This is a genomic window from Bradyrhizobium sp. (assembly GCF_052389815.1).
Lineage (GTDB): Bacteria > Pseudomonadota > Alphaproteobacteria > Rhizobiales > Xanthobacteraceae > Bradyrhizobium.
On record NZ_JBQTHN010000261.1, the window covers coordinates 1 to 21,189 of the forward strand.

Annotated in this window: 16 protein-coding genes and 1 tRNA gene; 6 read left to right on the forward strand and 11 right to left on the reverse strand. The window is 64.7% G+C overall.

Annotated features, from left to right (window positions below; all coding sequences use genetic code 11):
- Positions 1 to 737 precede the first annotated feature (737 nt).
- Positions 738 to 1,694 carry a LysM peptidoglycan-binding domain-containing protein gene (locus tag ACT4OC_RS32450; protein WP_444843155.1) on the forward strand — a complete coding sequence of 319 codons (957 nt, stop codon included), beginning with the start codon at positions 738 to 740 and terminating at the stop codon, positions 1,692 to 1,694.
- A 36-nt stretch (positions 1,695 to 1,730) separates the two neighbouring features.
- Here ACT4OC_RS32450 and fdhF read toward each other — a convergent pair whose 3' ends face one another.
- The 5 genes from fdhF to mobB all read right to left on the reverse strand — a co-directional run bounded on the left by fdhF (position 1,731) and on the right by mobB (position 8,566).
- Positions 1,731 to 4,496: a formate dehydrogenase subunit alpha gene (gene fdhF / locus ACT4OC_RS32455; protein ID WP_444843156.1), complete on the reverse strand. Its 2,766-nt coding sequence runs from the start codon at positions 4,494 to 4,496 to the stop codon at positions 1,731 to 1,733.
- The gene (locus ACT4OC_RS32460) at positions 4,493 to 6,196 is read right to left on the reverse strand and encodes an NADH-ubiquinone oxidoreductase-F iron-sulfur binding region domain-containing protein (protein WP_444843157.1); all 1,704 of its coding nucleotides are present in this window, start codon (positions 6,194 to 6,196) and stop codon (positions 4,493 to 4,495) included. Before ACT4OC_RS32460 ends, fdhF begins: the two co-directional genes overlap by 4 nt.
- Before the next feature lie 267 nt (positions 6,197 to 6,463).
- Positions 6,464 to 6,733, reverse strand: a complete 270-nt coding sequence (locus tag ACT4OC_RS32465; protein ID WP_444843158.1) for a sulfurtransferase TusA family protein — start codon at positions 6,731 to 6,733, stop codon at positions 6,464 to 6,466.
- Positions 6,734 to 6,775: 42 nt separating this feature from the next.
- Positions 6,776 to 8,032 carry a molybdopterin molybdotransferase MoeA gene (locus tag ACT4OC_RS32470; RefSeq protein ID WP_444843159.1) on the reverse strand — a complete coding sequence of 419 codons (1,257 nt, stop codon included), beginning with the start codon at positions 8,030 to 8,032 and terminating at the stop codon, positions 6,776 to 6,778.
- A gap of 12 nt (positions 8,033 to 8,044) precedes the next feature.
- Positions 8,045 to 8,566: a molybdopterin-guanine dinucleotide biosynthesis protein B gene (gene mobB, locus ACT4OC_RS32475; RefSeq protein WP_444843160.1), complete on the reverse strand. Its 522-nt coding sequence runs from the start codon at positions 8,564 to 8,566 to the stop codon at positions 8,045 to 8,047.
- 96 nt (positions 8,567 to 8,662) lie between these two features.
- On the opposite strand from mobB, the gene ACT4OC_RS32480 reads away from it, so the two are divergent.
- Positions 8,663 to 9,553, forward strand: a complete 891-nt coding sequence (locus ACT4OC_RS32480) for a formate dehydrogenase accessory sulfurtransferase FdhD (RefSeq protein WP_444843161.1) — start codon at positions 8,663 to 8,665, stop codon at positions 9,551 to 9,553.
- Positions 9,498 to 10,193, forward strand: a complete 696-nt coding sequence (gene mobA / locus ACT4OC_RS32485; RefSeq protein WP_444843162.1) for a molybdenum cofactor guanylyltransferase MobA — start codon at positions 9,498 to 9,500, stop codon at positions 10,191 to 10,193. Before ACT4OC_RS32480 ends, mobA begins: the two co-directional genes overlap by 56 nt.
- Before the next feature lie 2 nt (positions 10,194 to 10,195).
- Here mobA and ACT4OC_RS32490 read toward each other — a convergent pair whose 3' ends face one another.
- Both ACT4OC_RS32490 and ACT4OC_RS32495 read right to left on the reverse strand, forming a co-directional pair.
- Positions 10,196 to 12,226 (reverse strand): molybdopterin biosynthesis protein, encoded by a 2,031-nt coding sequence (locus ACT4OC_RS32490; RefSeq protein ID WP_444843163.1) that lies wholly within the window; start codon positions 12,224 to 12,226, stop codon positions 10,196 to 10,198.
- 13 nt (positions 12,227 to 12,239) lie between these two features.
- A complete protein-coding gene (locus ACT4OC_RS32495) occupies positions 12,240 to 13,352 on the reverse strand; it encodes a molybdopterin-binding protein (protein ID WP_444843170.1) in 1,113 nt (370 codons plus the stop codon).
- A gap of 239 nt (positions 13,353 to 13,591) precedes the next feature.
- Here ACT4OC_RS32495 and ACT4OC_RS32500 point away from each other — a divergent pair, with 239 nt between their 5' ends.
- From ACT4OC_RS32500 to ACT4OC_RS32510, 3 genes are all read left to right on the forward strand, one after another.
- Positions 13,592 to 14,800: an ABC transporter substrate-binding protein gene (locus tag ACT4OC_RS32500; RefSeq protein WP_444843164.1), complete on the forward strand. Its 1,209-nt coding sequence runs from the start codon at positions 13,592 to 13,594 to the stop codon at positions 14,798 to 14,800.
- Between the two features lie 221 nt (positions 14,801 to 15,021).
- Positions 15,022 to 15,097: transfer RNA gene (locus tag ACT4OC_RS32505), tRNA-Ile, on the forward strand.
- 487 nt (positions 15,098 to 15,584) lie between these two features.
- Positions 15,585 to 15,890, forward strand: a complete 306-nt coding sequence (locus ACT4OC_RS32510; RefSeq protein WP_444843165.1) for a hypothetical protein — start codon at positions 15,585 to 15,587, stop codon at positions 15,888 to 15,890.
- A gap of 83 nt (positions 15,891 to 15,973) precedes the next feature.
- On the opposite strand, the gene ACT4OC_RS32515 is transcribed toward ACT4OC_RS32510, so the two are convergent.
- From ACT4OC_RS32515 to ACT4OC_RS32530, 4 genes are all read right to left on the reverse strand, one after another.
- On the reverse strand, positions 15,974 to 17,947 hold the full coding sequence (locus ACT4OC_RS32515) for an ABC transporter ATP-binding protein/permease (protein ID WP_444843166.1): 1,974 nt from the start codon (positions 17,945 to 17,947) through the stop codon (positions 15,974 to 15,976).
- The gene (locus tag ACT4OC_RS32520) at positions 17,944 to 19,698 is read right to left on the reverse strand and encodes a peptidoglycan-binding protein (RefSeq protein WP_444843167.1); all 1,755 of its coding nucleotides are present in this window, start codon (positions 19,696 to 19,698) and stop codon (positions 17,944 to 17,946) included. The genes ACT4OC_RS32515 and ACT4OC_RS32520 overlap by 4 nt, the downstream gene beginning before the upstream one ends.
- Positions 19,699 to 19,819: 121 nt before the next feature.
- Positions 19,820 to 20,692 (reverse strand): hypothetical protein, encoded by an 873-nt coding sequence (locus ACT4OC_RS32525; protein ID WP_444843168.1) that lies wholly within the window; start codon positions 20,690 to 20,692, stop codon positions 19,820 to 19,822.
- A 73-nt stretch (positions 20,693 to 20,765) separates the two neighbouring features.
- The coding region (locus ACT4OC_RS32530; RefSeq protein ID WP_444843169.1) for a PepSY domain-containing protein at positions 20,766 to 21,189 on the reverse strand (424 nt) is incomplete at its 5' end.

Below are 21,189 nucleotides of genomic sequence, written 5' to 3' on the forward strand. Positions count from 1 at the left end.
GTCGGGATGTCCTGGCTGTACCTGTCAAATCCGTGTGCGTTTTCTTACTACCGTTGCACACGGTGCTGCGGGCGCAGCCGGCGCCCGGCCTTCTCCGCGCCCTCTATCCAGGAGGGAGCAACGAAGATGCAAAACTCAGGCGATTCCGCGCCGTGAGAACGAGTGCGCATGTTCTCTCCACGTCCATGTTCTCCCCACGTCATTGCGAGCGGCCGGTCCGCCGAAGCTCGCAACGACGCATCGGTGCCTGGTGGGAGCGTTATAGGAATCTCATAGAGACCTGTCCCACCGCGGCCATCTCGCGCTTGCAGTGCTGAGCGCCTTCGTCGAAGCCCGGCGCACCAGCCCGCCGCGGAACCGGACTAGCGTCCCGGCAGTGGCCGCAGAATGCCAACCCGCTATTGGGAGCCGATTTGCAGTGATAATTTTCACGTAAGACCTCATCTTCCGACTGCGAATTGGTACCCTCCTTGCTCGAGAAGGTATAGAGTACACGAGCAGCGATCCGGCAGGGGTAGAGTGTCATGACTGCCATATCGATTAGCCGAGTAGTCGTAGCCCTGTTGACGGTTGTTACGGCCAGTGGCGTTGTCTTCGCCATCCAATACGTCCGCCGCGAGCCGCCGGTTGAGGCCAGAGTTGCAACGGCAGCGCCGGTGATCCCGGAGCCTGCACCTGGCGCACGAGAGCGGAGCGCACCCTCACTCGCAAGGGCCGAATCGGAAACAAGCGCCGTTATGGACGCTCTGATCGGATCACGTCCGCCGCCAGAGAGCGGCGATGGCGTACCGACGTTCGACGTCGCCAGGATCCAGCCGACGGGCGAAGCCGTCGTCGCGGGCCGGGCAGCGCCAGGCGCAACGGTCGAGTTGCTGCGCGATGGCGAGGTGCATGATCGCGCGGTCGCTGATAAATCGGGACAGTTCGTCATGGTCCCGCCAAAGCTTCCGCCAGGCACTTACGACCTGACGCTGCGATCCAAACAAGCAGACGGCAAGCAAGCCACGTCCAGACAGCGCGTGACCGCAGCGCTGGAGCCGAGATCGACCGACCAGCCGATCGTGGCGCTGATCACGCCTGACAAACCCACCGTCGTGCTGTCGCAACCGGCCGCACCGAAACCGGCGGCCGGCGCCGTGGTCGTGGAGACCGTCGAGATCGAGCCGGGCGGCAAGTTCCATGTGAGCGGCCAGGCACGCGCCGGCGCGGCCTTGAGGCTCTACCTCAACGACAGCTTCGTTACCTCGGTAACAGCCGACACGGATGGGCGTTTTGCAGTGACCATCAATGAAGGGGTGGCGCCCGGGAACTACCGCGTCAGACTGGACGAGGCATCGAGTTCCGGCTCGGTGCGTGCGCGCGCCGAAGTGCCGTTCAACGCCCCGCATACTACGGCCTCCGTGCCGCCGCAGGCCACGGCGCCGAAGCGTCCGGAATCGACAGCTACGCAACAGCCGCAGCTTGCGGCCGCAGGGGCTACCGTCGTTCCGGACAAAGGCGCGCCGCCCTCCACCGTGGTGGTGCCGAAGATTACGACCACAACGGTATCGCGTGGAGATAGCCTCTGGCGTCTCAGCCAACTGACGTATGGCGCGGGCACGCGCTACGCCGTCATTTACAAAGCGAACCGGGCACAGATCCGTAATCCGAACCTGATCTATCCGGGGCAGGTCTTTGTCCTTCCCGCGCAGTGAAGCGCCGCAACGAGGATTTCGTCCGCAAGGACCGTGCTACTCCGCCGCAATCCGCTGCTCGACCTTCTCCGCCTTGACCGCGCAGAACTTGAACTCGGGAATCTTGCCGAACGGATCGAGCGCCGGATTGGTCAGCAAATTCGCCGCCGCCTCCGCGTAGCAGAACGGCATGAACACCATGTTCTCGGGCACGTCGCCGTCGGAGCGTACCTTGACCTCGACGGCACCGCGGCGGGTCATGAGGCGGATGGAATCGCCCGGCCAGACGTTGAGCCGCCGCATGTCCTTCGGCGACATGAAGGCGACCGCCTCGGGCTCGATCTGGTCGAGCACGGCAGCGCGGCGGGTCATCGAGCCCGTGTGCCAGTGCTCGAGCACGCGGCCGGTGGAAAGCACCATCGGGTATTCGGCGTCGGGCAGCTCGTCCGGCGGCACGACCTTGGCCGGCACGATCTTGCCGCGGCCGCTTTCGGTCGGAAAACCCGTGGTGAAGATGATCTCGTTGCCGGGCTTCGTGGGATCGTCGACCGGATAGGTGACGGCGCCCTCGCGCACCAGGCGATCCCAGGTGATGTTCTTCAGCGACGGCATCACCTGCGTCATCTCGGCGAACACGTCGGCCGGGCCGCCATAGTTCCACGGCAGGCCCATGCGCTTGCCGATCTCCTGGATGATCCACAGATCCTGCCGCGCATCGCCCGGCGGCCTGACCACTTCGCGCGCCAGTTGCACGCGGCGGTCGGTGTTGGTGAAGGTGCCGGACTTTTCCGCAAAGGCGGAAGCCGGCAGGATGACGTCGGCGTGGAATGCAGTTTCGGTGACGAAGAGATCCTGCACAACGAGATGATCGAGTTTTGCGAGCGCCCCGCGGGCGTGCTGCAGGTCCGGATCGGACATCGCGGGGTTCTCGCCCTCGATATACATGCCGGTGATCTCGCCAGCGTGGATCGCATTCATGATCTCGACCACGGTCAGACCGCGCACGGGATCGAGTTCCTGATGCCAAAGCTTCTCGAACGGCTGGCGCAGATCGGTGCGGCCGACCGGCTGGTAGTCCGGCAGGAACATCGGGATCAGGCCGGCGTCGGACGCGCCTTGCACGTTGTTCTGGCCGCGCAGCGGATGCAGGCCGGTGCCGGGACGGCCGATCTGCCCCGTGGTCAGCGCCAGCGCAATCAGGCAGCGCGCGTTGTCGGTGCCGTGGACGTGCTGGCTGATGCCCATGCCCCAGAAGATGATCGAGGCGCGCGAGCGCGCATAGGTGCGCGCCACCTCGCGCAGAGTTTCGGCGTCGATGCCGCAGATTGGCGCCATCCTCTCCGGCGTGAATTCCCTGATCTTTTCGGCGAGCTCGTCGAAGCCCTCGGTGTAGCCCGCGATATATTGCTGGTCGGTCAGGCCCTCGGTGATGATGGTGTTGAGCATCGCATTCAGCATGGCGACGTCGGCGCCGGGCTTGAAGGCAAGGTTCTTCCAGGCATGGCGCGACAGCGCCTGCCGGCGGGGATCCATCACGATCAGCCTGGCGCCGCGCTTGACCGCGTTCTTGAAGTAGGTCGCGGCGACCGGATGGTTCACGGTCGGGTTGGCGCCGATCACGATGATGACCTCGGCGTCCATCGCGGCCGAGAACGGCGCCGACACCGCGCCAGAGTGCAAGCCTTCGAACAGCGCAGCCACCGAGGAGGCATGGCAGAGCCGGGTGCAGTGGTCGACATTGTTGGAGCCGAAGCCGGTGCGCACCAGCTTCTGGAACAGATAGGCCTCTTCGTTGGAGCCCTTGGCCGAGCCGAAGCCGGCCAGCGCCTTGACGCCCCTTTCGTCGCGGATCTTCACCAAGCCCTTGGCGGCGATGTCCAGCGCCTCTTCCCACGACGCCTCGCGGAAATGCGTGAAGGGATTGGCGGGATCGACCTGGTCGTTGGCGTCCTTCCTCGCGTTCGGCAGCCGCACCAGCGGTTTTGTCAGGCGGTGCGGATGGTGAATGTAGTCGAAGCCGAAGCGGCCCTTGACGCAGAGGCGGTTGCGGTTGGCCGGGCCGTCACGGCCCTCCGCATAGATCACCTTCTCGTCCTTGACCTGATAGGTGACCTGGCAGCCGACGCCGCAGAACGGGCACAGCGAGTCCACCTTCTTGTCGGCGTAGACGACGCGGGTTTGCTGCTCGTCCAGCATCACGGCGGGCATCAGCGCACCGGTGGGGCAGGCCTGCACGCATTCGCCGCAGGCGACGCAAGTCGATTCCCCCATGGGATCGTCGAAGTCGAACACAATCTTGGCGTCGGCATTGCGGTAAGCCATGCCGATGACGTCGTTGACCTGAACCTCGCGGCAGGCGCGCACGCACAGGCCGCACTGGATGCAGGCATCGAGATTGACCCGCATCGCCGGATGGCTGGCATCGCCTTGCCAGCGCTGTGCGGCGGGGAAGCGGCTTTTGGTGACGCCAATGGTCTCGGCCCAGTTCCAGAACTTGGAGTCCGGATCGTGCGACGTCTCACGCGCCGGCTGGTCGGAGACCAGAAGCTCCATCACCATCTTCTGCGCGGCCACCGCGCGGGCGCTTTCGGTCTTCACCTTCATGCCGATCGTCGGCGTGCGCTTGCAGGAGGCGGCGAGCACGCGCTCGCCCTCGATCTCCACCATGCAGGCGCGGCAATTGCCGTCGGGGCGATAATCGGGCGCCGGCGAATAGCACAGATGCGGGATGTCGCGGCCCTGGCGTTTGGCCACCTGCCAGATGGTCTCGCCGGGTCCGGCTTCGACCTGCCTGCCGTCGAGCTCGAACGTAATCTTCGTCATTCCGCAGCTTCCTTGAACTCGTCCGGGAAGTATTTGATCACCGAGCTCAGCGGATTGGCCGCCGCCTGGCCGAGGCCGCAGATCGAGGCATCGCGCATCGTCTGGCTCAATTCGTCGAGCAGCGCCCGGTTCCACACCGGGCGTTCCATCAGCAGCGCCGCCTTCTGCGTGCCGACGCGGCAAGGCGTGCACTGGCCGCAGCTCTCGTCCTCGAAGAAGCGCATCAGGTTCAGTGCCGCCCCGCGCACGCTGTCCTTGTCGGAAAGGATCACGACCGCGGCCGAGCCGATGAAGCAGCCGTATTTTTCTAGCGTGCCGAAATCGAGCGGAATGTCGCTCATCGAAGCCGGCAAAATGCCGCCCGATGCGCCGCCCGGCAGGTACGCGCGGAATTTGTGGCCGTCGGCCATGCCGCCGCAATATTCGTCGATGAGCTCGCACACGGTGATGCCGGCGGGCGCGAGCTTGACGCCGGGGTTCTTCACATGACCCGAGACCGAGAAACTGCGCAGGCCCTGGCGGCCGTTGCGGCCGTGGCTCTTCCACCAGTCGGCACCCTTCTCCACGATGTCGCGCACCCACCACAGCGTCTCGACATTGTTGATCAGGGTCGGCAGGCCGAACAGGCCGACCTGGAACGGATAAGGCGGCTTGTGCCGCGGCAGGCCGCGCTTGCCTTCGAGGCTCTCCAGCAGCGAGGATTCCTCGCCGCAGATATAGGCGCCGGCACCGCGGCGCAAATGCAGCTTCGGCCCGCCCGGAGACAGCTTCGCAATTTCGCGCGCCAGAATTTCGCGCGAGGCCGGGTATTCGTCGCGGATGTAGATGTAGACCTCGGCGGCCTCGACGACATGCGCGCCGATCAGCATGCCCTCGATGAAGCGATGCGGATCGGTCTCGAGATAGAAGCGGTCCTTGAAGGTGCCGGGCTCGCCCTCGTCGCCGTTGATCGCCATCAGCCGCGGGCCGGGCTCGCCGAGCACCGCGCGCCATTTGCGGCCGGTGGGAAAGCCGGCGCCGCCGAGGCCGCGCAACGAGGCGTCATCGAGCGACTTCAGCAGGTCTTCCCTGGACAATTCGCCCGAGCGCAGGCGGCTCAGCAGCTTGTAGCCGCCGCCGACCAGGTATTTGTCGTAGCCGACGTAGTCGGGCAGATGCGCATGCGTGTCGCCCGCCTTCGCGGTTGCCAACACATTATCGACGCTGGCGCGATCGACAAAGTTATGGCCGACTTCAGCGGCCGGCGCGGTGTCGCAGCGCCCGACGCAGGGCGCGCGCCCCACGCGGATGCCGGGGCCGGCCTTGCTCTGCAATTCCTCCAGCAGCTTTTCCGCGCCCATCATCGCGCAGGTGAGCGAGTCGCAGACGCGGATGGTGAGCGGCGCGATGTCCTTCTCGCCTTCCTTCACCACGTCGAAATGCGCATAGAAGGTCGCAGTCTCGAACACTTCGGCGAAGGAGAGCTTCATCTCGTCGGCAAGCGCGGCAAGATTCGCCGCCGATATCTGATGGTACTTGTCCTGGATCAGATGCAGATACTCGATCAGGAGATCGCGCCGGCGCGGCCGGTCGCCGAGCAAAAGCTCGATCTCGTGCGCGGCCGCGGGATCGATCTGGCGTCCCTTCGGCGTCGCCTTGGCGCGCTTGCGGCCCTCGCCGGGATGATCGAACACGCGGACCTGTTGGACGTCGTGAGCCATTTGAAAAACGTCTCGTTCCCTAGTCTTGATCTTCAGCGACTCTATTCTCTGGCATGCCAGATGCCAAGAGAATTCTCGCGCCTGGATAAGGATTTAAGGAAATCGTCATTCCGGGCCAACAATCGGCAAAGGATCCCTTTCGAACGGGGCGCGCGCTTACCCGGGAACGGTCAAAATGGCAGTTCCGCTGCTTCGTGTACATCTCGCAGTGCTTTCCGCTGTCGGTCGATCGGCGGAGTCTACCGGCACAGCGCAGCAAACCAAAACTCAATTATGCGTCGACGACGCAGTATCGGCTTTGCCTATCGATCCATTGGTCTTCTCGATCAGGAAGACGATGCGGCTTTCGCTGCGCTCGGTGATCTCGACCTTGTCGCCGGTCTCGCGAATGAGGTTGGGAATGTCGATCACCGACAGCGGGTCGGTGCACAGCACTTCCAGCCGGTCGCCAGCGGCGAGCGACTTCAGGGCCTTCCGCGTCTTCAAGGCCGGCAACGGACATTTCAGACCGGCGAGATCGAGCTTGGTTGTGGTCATCAGGTGAGGATGGCGAACGGACCTGACATCGTCAACGACGGATCAGTTGATCAGGCTGGCCCAGGACAAAAAGCCGATCGTCTCGCCGGGCGAGACCTGGGTGACATCCTCGCCAAGCTCGGCAAGACCGTCGGTATCGGCGAGCGACGACAACAGGCCTGCGCCCTCGCGGGGGAACTTGGTCGCCTCCAGCACACCGTCTGCGCCCCGGCGGAGGGAGACGCGGACATATTCGCGGCGCGAGATCTTCTTCCTGTACGAGAACGCCGCCCGCACCGGCATTGGCATGAGCTTCTCCTGCCGCGCGCCCGACAGCGCCAGGATGGTCGGGCGCACCACATGGACGAAGGTGACGAAGCTCGCCACGGGATTGCCGGGCAGCCCGATGAACGGCGTGCCGCCGATGATGCCCATCGCGACGGGACGTCCGGGCTTGATCGCCATCCGCCACAGCACGAGCGAGCCGGCGCTCTCGACCGCCGCCTTGACGTGATCCTCTTCGCCGGTCGAGACGCCGCCGGTGGTAAGCAGCAGATCGTGCTGGCCGGCCACGCGCTTCAAGGCGGTCGCGAGCGATATCTTTTCATCGGCGAAGATGCCGAGATCGCTGACCTCGCAGCCGAGCCGGCGCAGCATCGCCATCAGCATGAAGCGGTTGGAATCGAACAGCTGCGGCGCGGCGCGCGCCTCGCCCGGCGACACCAGTTCGTTGCCGGTGGAGAACACCGCGACGCGAATGCGCCGGCAGACCTGGATATGCGTCAGCCCGAAAGCTGCGACAAGCGCGACATCCTGCGGCCGCAGCCGCTGCCCGGCCTTCAGCGCGGCAAAGCCGAGCGGAATGTCCTCGCCCGCGGGACGAACATTGGCGCCGGGCTTGAGCCCCGCGGGAAGCACCACCTTGCCGGCCTCCACCGTCACGTCCTCCTGCATGAAGACGGTGTCGGCGCCGGCGGGCATCGGCGCGCCCGTGAAAATGCGCACCGCATGCCGCGCCGTGATGGCGTCGCCGGCGGAAGCGCCCGCCTGCACGCGGCCAGTCACGGGAAAGGCTTCGGCCTCACCCTTCGGCAAATCGCGGCTTGCAACCGCATAGCCATCCACCGCGGAGTTCGTGAAGGGCGGCAGCGGCAACGGCGCGGCGATATCATGCGCGAGGATGCGCCCGTCGGCATCAGCCAGCCCGACAGTCTCGATCTCCTCGACCTTGTTGACCCGGGCCGCAATGAGACCGACGGCTTCATCGACCGACATCATCGGGCCGCCAAAGGCAAAGCAATCGTCGGACAGTTGCGCCATCGCTTGCCGGCCCTATGCAGTCGCTTCCGAAAAGAGGTCCTCGATCGAAATCGCGGCGCGCTTGATCAGCGCGGTGACTGCATCGATATCGTCGAGATGGACGACCGGCAGCCTCGTCTCGACCTCCGCATCGGTCACGATGCCGACGATGCCGGAGTCGCCGGGAAACAGCCACGGCTTGCCGTTGGCGGCGCGGTGCACCTCGATCTTGCGATGCGGCTCGCGCTTGAATCCCTCGACCAGCACCAGATCGACCGGCGCCATCTTGGCCAGCAGTTCCTGCAGCCGGGGCTCGGCCGCACCGCGCAGTTCATGCATCAAGGCCCAACGCCGGCTCGAGGCGACCAGCACCTCCGACGCGCCGGACCGGCGGTGCACCCAGGAGTCCTTGCCGGGCACGTCGACGTCGAATTCGTGGTGGGCGTGCTTGACCACGGAGACGCGAAGTCCCTCCTCGAGCAGACGCGGAATCGCGCGCTGCAGCAAGGTGGTCTTGCCGGCGCCGCTCCATCCCGCGAGACCAATTACCTTCATTGTCGCCTTCCCAATGGCCGGCCGGAACCAGCCTTAAACCTCGTCCCTAGTTGCATTATATCGGAGCGCAGGGAAAGTCATGCTAACGTCGCGGTCATGATGAAGATCGAAAAGGCCCCTGTCCCCCTGATAGTGCCGAATCCGGACGATCCGCGGCTGACCGAGCGCGTCCGCGGCACCGACCAGCATGGGGCGGAGGTCGAGATCAAGGTTCCGGTCGAGCGGCCGCTGACGCTGTATTTGAACGCGCAGGAGATCGTCACCATGATGACGATCGGCGACTATCCGGAATATCTGGCGCTCGGCTATCTGCTCAACCAGAACATGCTCAAATACGAAGACGTCGTCACCGAGGTCGAATATCACGACGACCTTCAGGTGGTGGTGGTGCGCACCGAGCACAACACCAATTTCGAACAGAAGCTGAAGAAGCGCACGCAAACTTCCGGCTGCGCCCAGGGCACCGCGTTCGGCGATTTGATGGAGGCGATCGAAAACGTCGATCTGCCGAAGGCGGAGCTTCGCACCTCCTGGCTCTACCAGATGACCCATGCCATCAACACCATGCCGTCGCTGTATCTGGAGGCCGGCGCGATCCACGGCTGCGTGCTGTGCAAAGAGGGCACGCCGATCTGCTACACCGAGGACGTCGGCCGCCACAACGCGGTCGACAAGATCGCAGGCTGGATGTTCCGCCATGGCGTCGATCCTGCCGACAAGATCATGTACACGACCGGGCGGCTGACGTCCGAGATGGTGATCAAGACGGTGCGGATGGGAATCCCGATTTTGGTCTCGCGCTCCGGCTTCACGGCGTGGGGCGTCGAGCTGGCGCGGCAGGTCGGGCTCACGCTGGTCGGCCGCACCCGCGGCAAGCGCTTCATCGCGTTGTCCGGGCAGGATCGGCTCGTCTACGACCAGAACCTCGACTATGTCGAGGAAGAATCCGCGCGTCACAAGCGCAAGGGCGAAGCGCGTGACGACTGACGTTGCGCGCGAGGGCGCGTCGAAAATTCCAGGTGTTCTGCTGGCCGGCGGTCTGGCGCGGCGGATGGGCGGTGGCGACAAGCCGATGCGCACCATCGCCGGCCGCACTATCCTCGACCGCGTGATCGCGCGGCTTGCGCCGCAATGCGACGGGCTGATCATCAACGCCAATGGCGATCCGGCCCGCTTTGCCTCATTTGGATTGCCCGTGGTTGCCGATAGCGTCGCGGACTTTCCCGGCCCCCTCGCCGGAATCCTGGCGGCGCTGGATTGGGTCGCGGCAAACCGGCCCGATGTCTCGCTGGTGCTGAGCGCCGCGGCGGATTGCCCCTTCCTGCCGCGTGACCTCGTCGCGCGCCTGCATGCGGCAATGATCGCCGACAACGCACAGCTCGCCGTCGCCGCGTCCGACGGACAATCCCACCCGGTTATCGGGCTGTGGAGCGTGGCGCTGCGCGAAGAGCTCCGGCATTCGCTTGTCGTCGAGGACATCAGGAAAATCGACCGCTGGACGGCGCGCTACCGCCTTGCCACCGTGACGTGGCCGGCCACGCCGCTCGATCCCTTCTTCAATGCCAATACGGTGGAGGACATTGCCGAGGCCGACCGCCTGGCGGCGCTGGATGGAAATCGACGGTAGCTTCAGGCGGGTCTGAAACCGGCTCGTTCCAGCGCCGTGCGGCCCGCTTCCGATGCCAGCGCATCGAGAAAAGCCTGCACGGCCGGCCGCTGCTTGCGTGCCTTCACCAGCGCGAAGTCGTAATGCTCCTCGGCATAGGGAATGAAGCCCAGCCCCGCCGCATGCGCGACCGGCGCAATCGTCATTCCCCAGTCGGCGCGATGCTGCGCCACGGCGGCCGCCACCGCATTGTGCGAGCGCGGCTGATTCCAGTAGCCGTCGGGACGGGCACCGCCGAGCAGGCGGTCGATCAGGATGCGGGTGCCCGCCCCCTGGTTGCGGTTGACCATGATGCAGGCGGGGTCGGCAAGCGCGGCGCGCACGGCGTCCTCCACACCCAATCCCTCGAAGCGGGCATCGCCCTTGCGGAAGACGATGCCCTGCATGCGGCGCCAGCCCGGAACGAGTTCGAGGTTCTCGGTGAGATATGACGTGTTGTAGCTCTCGCTCTTCTCATCGAACAGATGGATCGGCGCCAGATCGCACTCGCCGCGCCTGGCGGCGGCGAGTCCACCAAGACTGCCGACCGCAATCGATCGCACGACAAGTCCGGCATGCGCCATCGGCGCGGTGATGAGATCGAGCCCGGTGCAATGGCTGCCGATGATGACGAGGTCGGGTACGCGTACATGCGGCGTGAACAGCGTGATGTCGGTCTCGGAGTTGGCCGGCAGCTGGTCGGCCAGCGCGTCGATCTTCAGGAATCCATCGGCCTGGGCAAAGGACGTGATCGCGCCGGAGCCCTTTCCGGTGGGATAGGCGATCAGCCCCTCGGCGCCCTCGACCAGCGACACCATGACGAATTCGGTTCGGCCGAGCTCCGACGCAATCCGCACCGGCACGCGCGCGGAAACCTTGGCGTCGGCGCGGGGTGGCAGACCGGCCATCCTGCGCAGCACCGGCACGATGATGTCGTGGAACGTGAACATCGCAGACGTCGGGAAGCCCGGCAGGATCACGACAGGCTTGCCGTCGCACACCGCAAGGCAGAGCGGCTTGCCGGGCTTGAGCGCCACGCCGTGCGCGACGATGCCGGGCTTACCCAGCCTGCCGATGATGCGATGGGAGATATCGCCCGCGCCCTTCGATGTCCCGCCCGACATGACCAGCATGTCGCTCGCTGCCAGTGCGCTGCGCATGGCAGTCTCCAGCGCCTGCTCGTCGTCGGGAATCGCGCCGAGGAAGTTCGTCTCGCCGCCGTTCTCGGCAATCGCCGCCGTGACGACGGCACCGTTGGTGTCGTAGATCGCGGCGGGGCACAGCGGGTTGCCCGGCTGCACGAGCTCGTCGCCGGTCGACAGGATTGCCACCCGTGGGCGACGCGCAACCGCCACTTCAGCGATGCCGCACGCCGCGAGCATGCCGATCTCGCGCGAGCCCATCATGGTGCCGGCACGCAAGAGCGCCTCGCCGCGCGCGATGTCGGAGCCCGCATGGGAAACGAACTGCCCCGGCGAAGCGGCGCGGCGAACCTCGATGGCGCGGTTGCCCGCCGGCTGGGTGTGCTCGATCATGACGACGGCATCCGCCCCGCGCGGAACCGGGCCGCCGGTCGCGATCGTCGTCGCGGAGCCCGACAGTACCGGCCGCATCGGCGCGATGCCGCAGGCGATCACCTCGTCGTTGAGGATCAACCGCACCGGCGCCGCCTCGCTGGCGGCGGCGAGATCGGCCGAGCGCACGGCAAAACCGTCGACATTGGAACGATCGAACGGCGGCACATCGATAGGCGCGGTCACGTCCTCGGCCAGCGCACAGCCGAGTGCATCGGCGAGTCTTCGTCTTTCGCCCGGCACGGTACGCGGGAACAGCGCGGCCTCGAACCGAGCGATCGCCTCTTCGCGCGACAGGATGGTCAGGAACTGGCCCTGGTCGAGATGAGAACCACTGTCATTCCGGGATGGCGCGCCAGCACCAGACCCGGAATCTCGAGATTCCGGGTTCGCGCTAGCGCGCGCCCCGGAATGACGATGCTGATGGATATCGCGGGTCATGCGGACGCTCTTGTCATTCCTTCAGCATATAGGCATCGACCGTCGTGCCCGCTGCAAATCCTTCGGACCCACCGGGCACGACGAGCCAGGCCTCCGCCCGGGCAATCGCTCCCAGCGAGAGTTCGCCGGAAGCGAGTGTCGCCCAGCCGTCGTTCCTGCGTTCCAGCAGCACGATTTCGGCAAGACCTGCGCTGGAAGCAATCTTGCGCGCCAGCGGCAGGCCGATCGCCTTGCGCGGCCGGCGCGCCGAGAGGCGATCCAGCGCCGGCAGCGCCAATGTCCACCACGCGGCGAGAGCCTGGTCCGGCGCGCCCGGCAGCACGACAACCGGCGTCTTGCCGATCCGCCCGACGCCGGAGGTACGGCCGGGCTGCAGGGCAATGCCATGCGCAATGACTTTGCCGCGCTCGGCCAGCGCCAACAGCGCCGCGTCGTTGCGGCCAACGCCGCTGCCCCCGACGACGATGAGGAGATCGCAGCCTCCGTCACCGAGCGCGCTCGCGGTCGAGGCTGCATCGCGTCCTGCCGCTTCGACGCTGGTCACTTCGGCACCTGCGCTGCGCCCGCTCTCCGCGATCAGATCCGCCGTGAGTCCGGCGCCGGGAATGTTGACGATACGCAGCCGCGGCCGCCGCACGCGCAACGCTTTCAACCCCGCGGCCCTCGCGATCAGGAGATCGCGCGGCAGAATGCGACGGCCGGGTGCGGCAACAACACTGTCGGCCGCAAGATCGCTGCCGGCGCGGCGAACGCCCTGCCCCGGCACGGCTTCGGCCATGACTTGCACTGACGGACCCGACGCATCGACGGAGTCGGCGTCCACCACGCAGTCGCAGCCACCTGGCATGGCCTCGCCTGCCTCAACCCAGGCGGGCGACGAGGTCAGCTCCACCGGCGAATACGACGACGCGCCGACCAGATCGTCCGCGCGCAATGCAAAACCATCGGTGGCGGCGACGTCATGCGGAGGGTGCGCGGCAAGCATCGGCATCTCGGCCGCGATGCACCCCAGCGCCTGCGTCAGCGCCAGTTCCACCGGGGCCACCGGTTCCAGTCCATTCAACAGGGCATTGAGCGCGACATCGAGCGGCGTGAGCGAAGCCGGCAGGCGCTGGGACGAGGTCATGGGTTCGCCTATGCCCTGAATCGGGCCGGAAATACAGAACCAAATACCGCCGCGGCATGCGCCGATTGGACCCAATGACGGTGTCCCCAGTTGTGGGGACAGACAGGCGGCGGTCGCCGAACTATCCAGTGCGGGCAAGTCAGATGGATCTCAAAACTAGTTGCAAATGAGACCAATTGGCGCTATCGAGCCGCCGCACAAGAACGGCCAAAGCGCCGATGCTCTAGGAGGGAATGGGAATGTCCAGGAAGTTTTCCGCGGCGGTGCTGGGCGCGGCGGCGATGCTTGCCTCATCGGCGGCGCTCGCACAGGTCTCCGACGACGTCGTCAAGATCGGCGTGCTCACCGACATGAACGGCCCTGCCGCCACGCCGACCGGACCGGGCTCCGTCGCCGCGGCGCAGATGGCGATCGACGATTTCGGCGGCAAGGTGCTGGGCAAGCCGATCAGCATCATTGTCGGCGATCATCAGCTCAAGCCCGACATCGGCGGCGGCATCGCGCGGCGCTGGTACGATGTCGAGCAGGTCGACCTGATCCTGGACGTGCCGGTTTCCGCAGTCGGGCTTGCGGTGCAGGGCATCGCCAATGAGAAGAAGAAGCTGTTCATCACCCATTCGACCCTCGCCGCCGACTTCCACGGCAAATCCTGCTCGCCCTACGCGATGCAATGGGTGATCGATACCCGTTCGCTTGCGGTCGGCACGGCACAGGCGGTGGTCAAGCGCGGCGGCGACAGTTGGTTCTTCGTCACCGACGACTATGCGTTCGGACACGCTCTCGAGCGCGACGCCGCCGCCGTGGTGACGAAGAACGGCGGCAAGGTGCTGGGCTCGGTGCGCCCGCCGCTGGCGACGCCGGACCTGTCTTCCTTCGTGCTGCAGGCGCAGGCCTCCAAGGCCAAGATCATCGGCATCGCCGCCGGTCCCCCCAACAACATGAACGAGATCAAGACCGGCGCCGAGTTCGGCGTGTTCAAGGGCGGCCAGCAGATGGCGGCGCTGCTGGCGCTGATCACCGATATCCATTCGCTGGGCCTGCCGGCGGCGCAGGGCCTGTTGCTGACGACCTCGTTCTACTGGGACATGGACGACAAGACGCGCGAATGGTCGAAGCGCTTCTTCGCCAAGTTGAACCGAATGCCGACGATGTGGCAGGCGGGCGTCTACTCGTCGGTGATGCACTACCTCAACGCCATCAAGGAAACCGGCACCGACGATCCCCTGAAGGTGGCGGCGAAGATGCGCGAGAAGCCGGTCGAGGATTTCTTCTCCCGCAACGGCAAACTGCGCGAGGACAACCTGATGGTGCACGATCTCTGGCTGGTGCAGGTCAAGAAGCCGGAAGAGTCGAAGTATCCGTGGGATTACTATCAGATCCTTGCGAAGATTCCGGGCGAGGAGGCGTTTGGTCCGCCGAACCCGGAGTGTTCGCTGGTCAAGAAATAGGCGACATGAAGGCCTCACGCAGGTGGCCGATGTCGGCGATATCCGGGAGCCGATGACCCCGCCGGGTTCGACGAGTTCGTCGCCGACGACACCGCAAGGTGACACAAGGTGCTCGAACTCGCCGGGGTTCGGGGGACCAGAGGCGGCATTGCGGGATGGCCGGTCAGCCTGTAAACGGTTGCGGCACCGTTGCCGGCCGCCGCAAGTGGCCGCCCGCGGCGGGGCCCGTAGCTCAATGGTTAGAGCCGGCCGCTCATAACGGTCTGGTTGCAGGTTCGAGTCCTGCCGGGCCCACCAGCGAAATCAGAGGTTTATCAGGCTTTCATTTCGCCGCCCGTTGGGCCACCGCACCAGAAACGCCTCACTTCGTTGCTCGTTGCCATGCTTCGGCAGCCCGTAAACTACTGCTCCACATGTGATGTGGCTATGGCCTCTCCACCCGATCGTAGATTCGGCGGCTCTATCGCAAGAAAAGGCCAAGCAGCGCAGTGCGCTTTTGTCATCGAACGGCCCCATCAACGTCGACCAGCTTGGCAATCTCCGCTCTGCACCGATAGCGGCACTTGTCGCGAAGTCGCCTTTGACCCACAGCTGCTATTGACTGACCTCGGGTGCGAGGCTTCATTCACATTCTATGGTCGTCCCCGGCAGAGGGCCGATCATGATCTCGACCTGCCGCACAGTCGGCATTTCGGGAAGCCGTAGAGCAGATATTCGAGACCAAGGCTTGATCCGGGACCGCTTCCTCGAGATCGATTGTCTCGCGCAACGAAGGGAGAAGTCCATGAAGGCCATCGCACTGGGCGCATTCGGTGCCGCGCTGGTCGCGTCCGTCGCTTCCGCCGCCCCTCTCAACGCGATAGCGATCGGCCACACCGAAGTCCTCAGTGTCAACCAAGTCCGCTTGGTCTGCAACGAGTATGGACGCTGCTGGCGGACTCGCGGACCGCGCCATGTCCGGCGCTACTACTACCGGGATGACCCCAGCTACGTCGTCGGCCGCGGCTACAACTACTACGCTGGTCCCGGCTACTATGATCGCGGATACGGTTACTACGGCGGACCAAGGTTCGTCATTCGCGGCCGGTAGCCAGGAACCAAAGGCCGCTCACTGGCGCGGCCTCTTTTGACGACAGATTCCCGATTGATGCTGTCAGGCAAATCCCGTCTGAACTAACTCCGGAGCGCTTCGGCGGGTTCCAGCGCAGCTGCGCGTAGCGCTGGATATACTCCGGATAGAAGACCGATCACGCCGCCGACTATCGGCGCGAGCAAGGGAGCGAGCGGATCGAGCACCGGTGTCCAAACCTGATATGCTGAGACGCCGACCACAATGAGCACGCCGATGCTGGATCCAAGCAGCCCCCCCACAGTCCCAATGGCCGCACTCTCAACAAGGAACTGCTCCGCGATGTGGCGACGAGTCGCGCCAATAGCACGGCGCAGTCCGATCTCTCCCGTCCGCTCCATCACGCCAACGAGCGTGATATTTGCGATGCCCAGCGCGCCGACTACGAGCGACAGTCCGCCCAGCAGCAGGAACATGACGTTGAGATCGGTCTGTACGTCGTCGCGCACCCGTCGCGGCTCCTGTGGCAACTGCACGCGAAGCGCGCGTGGGTCGTCCGGCCGCAGCGCCGGCCGTGCCTGAAGTGCGATCAGGGAAGCGGCGCCGATCTTCGTCTCTACAACCACCAAGCCAGGCCCCAGGAGGTTGAAATACCGCCGCGCTGTGCCCTCGGGGATGATGACGGAGCCAAGCAGCTCAGGCTTTCGCACCACATCGCGAAGTATACCGATCACGAGATAGAGGTGATCGCCGACATAGATCGCGGGCAGTCGCTCGACGCCACTGATACCCAGGCGTCGCGCGGCATCTGGACCGAGTATCGCGACGCGGTCCGCACGTTCCGAATGTCCATCATCCAGAAACCGTCCCGAGGCAAGTTCGCCGCGCACCGCGCGGAACAGATCGGGCGAGGCAGCGCGCACCGCCAGCCTGATTGCCGTCTGATTGGCTGGATCCACCACCGGGGATGCACTGATAAGCAAATCCTGGACTTTGACATCGCTCAGCAAGCCTGCGGCGACAACACCGTTGAGCCGCGTGAGTCGTTCCGGTGCGTCCCACGGAATGGCACGTGGATCAATCATGCCGACAGCGCCGCCTGGCCGTGCCGAGATGAAGAGCTCCGTGGCCGCAAGCTGGTCGAACTGGCTGATGATGCGGTTGCCGGCGGTTCGCGTGAGGCCGACTGTAGCGACGAGCGCCGACATGCCGATCACGATGCCAAGCACGGTCAGCGCCATACGCGCCGGTCGAGAGATCGCTCCGGCTATCGCCTCGTTGACGAGGTCGCGCGCTGTGATCCCTGACGCCGCAATGCGCACCCTGGATAGAGATGATGCTGATGGCTCGCGTCCGCCGAAAAGTTCGCCATCTTTCATATTGACCCTGCGCGAGCCACGGTGCGCCACGTTTTCGTCGTGCGTAACGACAACGATCGTCATTCCTTCCTTGTTGAGCTCGGCGAAGAAGTCCAGGATCGATTCAGTATTCTTGGAATCGAGATTGCCGGTCGGTTCGTCGCACAGCAGCAGGCTCGGCGAGCCCATCAGGGCCCGCGCGATCGCCACTCGCTGACGTTCGCCACCTGACAATTTGGAAGGCAGAAAATCGGCGCGATGCGCGAGACCGACGCGGCGAATTTGCTCCATCGCACGCTCGCGCCGCCCGCGAGCGGTGCGCCCCCGGTACACTTCCGCCAGCATGACGTTCTCGAGAACCGTGCGATACGGCAGCAGGTGGAACGACTGGAAGATGAAGCCGATGCGCCGGCCGCGCAATCCGGCCCGCTCTTTCTCGCTCAGCGTTGTCGTTTCGGTGCCATCAAGCAGGTACTGGCCGCTGGTTGGCCGGTCGAGGCAACCGAGCACATTCAACAGAGTGGTTTTCCCCGAGCCGGACGGACCCGTTATCGACAGCCACTCGCCACGCTGCAGCACCAGGTCGACATCAATCAACGCGTTGACCGCGGGGTCGCTCCCGAATTGCTTGCAAACCTTGCGCAGGTCGAGCACCAAGTCGGGATCGGCGGAAGCCGCTTTGATCGTCGGGGCTTGACGTAGCTTGAAGCTGACTGTCATTTCATTGCTACTGGCTCCGCGGTCTTGTAGCCGACCACCACGAGTTGGCCGGGGACGAGTTGCCCGTTGGGGGCGTTGACCTCGACATATCCTCCTGTTGAAAGCCCAGGTTGCACGGTAACATATTCCTGCCGGCCGCCGCGATCGACCAGCACGCGCGATGTTCCGTCGGCGGCAAGCGACACCGCGCTGGTCGGCACTGCGATCACCGCCCCCTTCGTGGTTTCGATCGGGATGGTCAAGCGGACGGAAAACCCAGCAAGTGGCACCGGCGTGTTCTCGACCTTGACCCCGAGATAGAAGTGGTACCCATCGACGCCGCGCGTGCCGGGCGTGTTGGCCACCGTCTCCACGACGCCGCTCGCCTTGATCCCAAGCGCCTGCTCGTCGACCGCGACCTTCATGCCGGGTTTCACCAGCGGCGCGGCCTCGATGGCCACTTGTGAGTCGATGCTGAGCTCGTTGTCCGTTACGCTCATCACCGGTCCGGAAGCACTGCCGGCAACGACCGCTGTCACTTCGTGCACGCGAATCGGCAGCGACGGGATGAACACGACTTCGTCCGCAGGTACCTGGATGCCGAGTCTCGCGCGCGCCGCCGCGAGTTCGCGGTCCAACCGCTCGAATCGTTCGGTTGCGACTTTGACGTCGAATTCGGAAAGTGTCTGTTGCTCCTGGGCCGCGCGCACGCTCCGCTCACCTTCAAGGCGCGCTGCCTTCACGGCGCCCTCGGCAGCCTTGATCCGTTCGTCGGCCAGGCTGGCTTCCCGCGTCGCGTTCTCAATCGCAAGCTCGGCCTCGACCCTTGCCTTGCGCTGCGCGCTTTGCGCTACTCGCAGTTTGGCCTCGGCCGCAGCCTTCGTCATCTCGGTCTGGCGCGGATCGAGAACGACCAAGGCACGATCGGCAACCTGTGTCTTGATATCGGCGTCGGCCATTGCTGCAGCATGCGTGCCCCGGGCACGCTCTGCTTCAACGAGGAGGGATTTGCCCGCCCGGGCGTCTGCAAGCTGCTTGGCCGTGCCGTAGCGCGCCGCGCTGTCGATCGTTGCCTGGCGAATGTTCTGCTCTCCGATAGCCCGCGCGGCGGCCACCGCTTTCACCGCCGTGTCGCGCGCCGTCTCGGCTGCAAGCCGGCTTCGCGCGGCATCCGACCAGTCTCGCTCGATAGCGGCAATCGCGGCGCGTTGTTCGCGCGTCGGTCCGAACGCATCCCAACCGGCCTTTTGGTACATGCGCTCGACCGCGGCGGATGTCTTCTGGTCATAGTTGCCGTCGACTGGTCCCGGATCGAAGCCGAGTCGGGCCAACGCGGCCTCGACCTGCTGCACGTCGCTCCCGCTGGTTCCTGGCGACATGTCGCGGAAGCCCGGCGCTGCGCCACGCAGGACGAAGACAGGACGTCCAGACGCAGACATCAGGACCTCGCCTTCGTTAAACGGTGTATTTGGCCGCGGCAGCGACGAGATCAGCCCGGCCCCGCCCTTGACGGTGGAAGGCGCAATCGACACGGGCTGCGGAAGCCCGAAGCGAACCGTGCCGCGGGTGACCACATCAGTACTCAGGACCCGGGACTCGACAGGTACCAGGATCGGGGAGGGTTCAGGCGGTGCGGTCCGCGCCGCCATCTCGGCAGGCGACTGAATCCTGGAACCCATGTACCACGCGCCAAGCGCCATACCGCCCACCGCGCTCAGAACCACCCACAGAACATTTACGCGGCTCGCAATCATGCCGTAGTCCTTGCCCAAATAAAAGCGCGCGGGACCTCCTGGCTTGAAGCGTTACGCTAGCCTTCCACGCAGTGCCCGCCGGGAAGCAAGCTTACTCGTCGCCGCTGATCCGGGGAAGTCCGGGACGTGACGGGCTGCCTCATTGTACCTTCCGGGAGAACAGTTCCTCCTGGATCCGTTCCTCGACCGGTTTCAGCACCTCCTCTGACATCTTGAAGCTCTTCGCAGCCACACTGCGTTCGTAATCCTGAAGCTTCCGCAGCGCGGCCTTCTGGTCCTTCGACATCTTGGAAACCAAGAGCTTGCCACCCTCGGTCAGCGCGCTGAGCCGGTTTCTCAGATCGGGCTCGATCTCGTCCGGGTGGCTGTATTCGAAGCCCGCCTTCTTCATCTCGCGTTGCCAGTATCCGAGGGCGGCCTTCATGCGCTGGTCCTTGTTGATGAGCGCATCCTGGGGATTGTAGTGGCTGGCCTTCAGCTGATCGGGTTTGAACGTTTCCGAGACGGCCTTGCGCGTGCAACCACTAGTCCGGGACAGATCCTCTATCTCCAGCGCGACCGCGAAGGTCGCGGAGGCGTCGTCCCCGAGCAGTGCGCGATTGTAGGCGACTTGATCCGCAGCGGAGAGGTTGCGAAAAATCTGCACGTTGCGTTCGCCAAGACCCACGCGACCCGGGTTGTAGCCGGTCGATAGCTGAGGTGGCAGACCGGTGTAGAAGGTGGATACACCAAAGCCATACCGGTTGACGAATTCCTCCTCGCTGAGGCCGGGAAGGTTCTTGTCCGCCGCCATGCCGGCCCGAACCGTGGTGGCGTCGGCCGCAATGTATTTGAAGCCCTGTTCGCTCATGCAACGCGCGATCAGCTGCTCGGTCTTTTCGATCGCTTGGACCAGCTCACGTGGAGTCAGGCCGAATTCCTCGGAGCCGAGGCCCTTTGGCGCCTCCACTCCGGCCGCGGCCACAGGGGTGAACAGGATTGCGAACAGTCCCGCGCAAATTCCTTTCCTCATGACGGTACCCTTTCATCACTATCCTTTCGGCCTCCTCCAGAGAGGACATTTTCCGCTCAATCGCGAACAACGGTTACTTATCCGTGCCCACCACCTTCCCCGTCTCGATGTCAATGAAGACATCGGTTTCCACTCCGTCCTGTGCGGCAATGATCTCCACGGCGTAGACATTGTACTTTCCGTATCTCTCAATCTTCATCGACGTGACCTTGCCCGGGACTTCCTTGAGTGCGGTTTCCGTCGCCTCCGACGAGCTGATTTTTGCAACCGGTGGCACAGTCTGCTTCCGAGGCTCCCGATGGTGTTTTCCGAAGCTCGCCATGTCCGAGCCAGGCAATGCGTCGGACGCAACCAGTTCGCCATCCGAGGTGTCCTTGACGAGTCCCACTCCAGGGCACCACCACTTGTCCGTGATATCGGATGGATTGGTGAGGCTATACTCGCGTGTTCTCACACAATCTTTGAAGGTCCCGGCTGGAACGGTTATTGTGATCCCG

Bases quoted from the DNA above. Each gene is read 5' to 3' on its own strand.
- ACT4OC_RS32465 (WP_444843158.1), bottom strand. From the start codon at position 6,733: ATGACCACAACCAAGCTCGATCTCGCCGGTCTGAAATGTCCGTTGCCG.
- mobB (WP_444843160.1), bottom strand. From the start codon at position 8,566: ATGAAGGTAATTGGTCTCGCGGGATGGAGCGGCGCCGGCAAGACCACC.
- ACT4OC_RS32510 (WP_444843165.1), top strand. From the start codon at position 15,585: ATGAAGGCCATCGCACTGGGCGCATTCGGTGCCGCGCTGGTCGCGTCC.
- ACT4OC_RS32470 (WP_444843159.1), bottom strand. From the start codon at position 8,032: ATGGCGCAACTGTCCGACGATTGCTTTGCCTTTGGCGGCCCGATGATG.
- mobA (WP_444843162.1), top strand. From the start codon at position 9,498: ATGTCGAGGAAGAATCCGCGCGTCACAAGCGCAAGGGCGAAGCGCGTG.
- ACT4OC_RS32525 (WP_444843168.1), bottom strand. From the start codon at position 20,692: ATGAGGAAAGGAATTTGCGCGGGACTGTTCGCAATCCTGTTCACCCCT.
- ACT4OC_RS32490 (WP_444843163.1), bottom strand. From the start codon at position 12,226: ATGACCCGCGATATCCATCAGCATCGTCATTCCGGGGCGCGCGCTAGC.
- ACT4OC_RS32515 (WP_444843166.1), bottom strand. From the start codon at position 17,947: ATGACAGTCAGCTTCAAGCTACGTCAAGCCCCGACGATCAAAGCGGCT.
- fdhF (WP_444843156.1), bottom strand. From the start codon at position 4,496: ATGACGAAGATTACGTTCGAGCTCGACGGCAGGCAGGTCGAAGCCGGA.
- ACT4OC_RS32460 (WP_444843157.1), bottom strand. From the start codon at position 6,196: ATGGCTCACGACGTCCAACAGGTCCGCGTGTTCGATCATCCCGGCGAG.
- ACT4OC_RS32500 (WP_444843164.1), top strand. From the start codon at position 13,592: ATGTCCAGGAAGTTTTCCGCGGCGGTGCTGGGCGCGGCGGCGATGCTT.
- ACT4OC_RS32495 (WP_444843170.1), bottom strand. From the start codon at position 13,352: ATGACCTCGTCCCAGCGCCTGCCGGCTTCGCTCACGCCGCTCGATGTC.
- ACT4OC_RS32450 (WP_444843155.1), top strand. From the start codon at position 738: ATGGACGCTCTGATCGGATCACGTCCGCCGCCAGAGAGCGGCGATGGC.
- ACT4OC_RS32480 (WP_444843161.1), top strand. From the start codon at position 8,663: ATGATGAAGATCGAAAAGGCCCCTGTCCCCCTGATAGTGCCGAATCCG.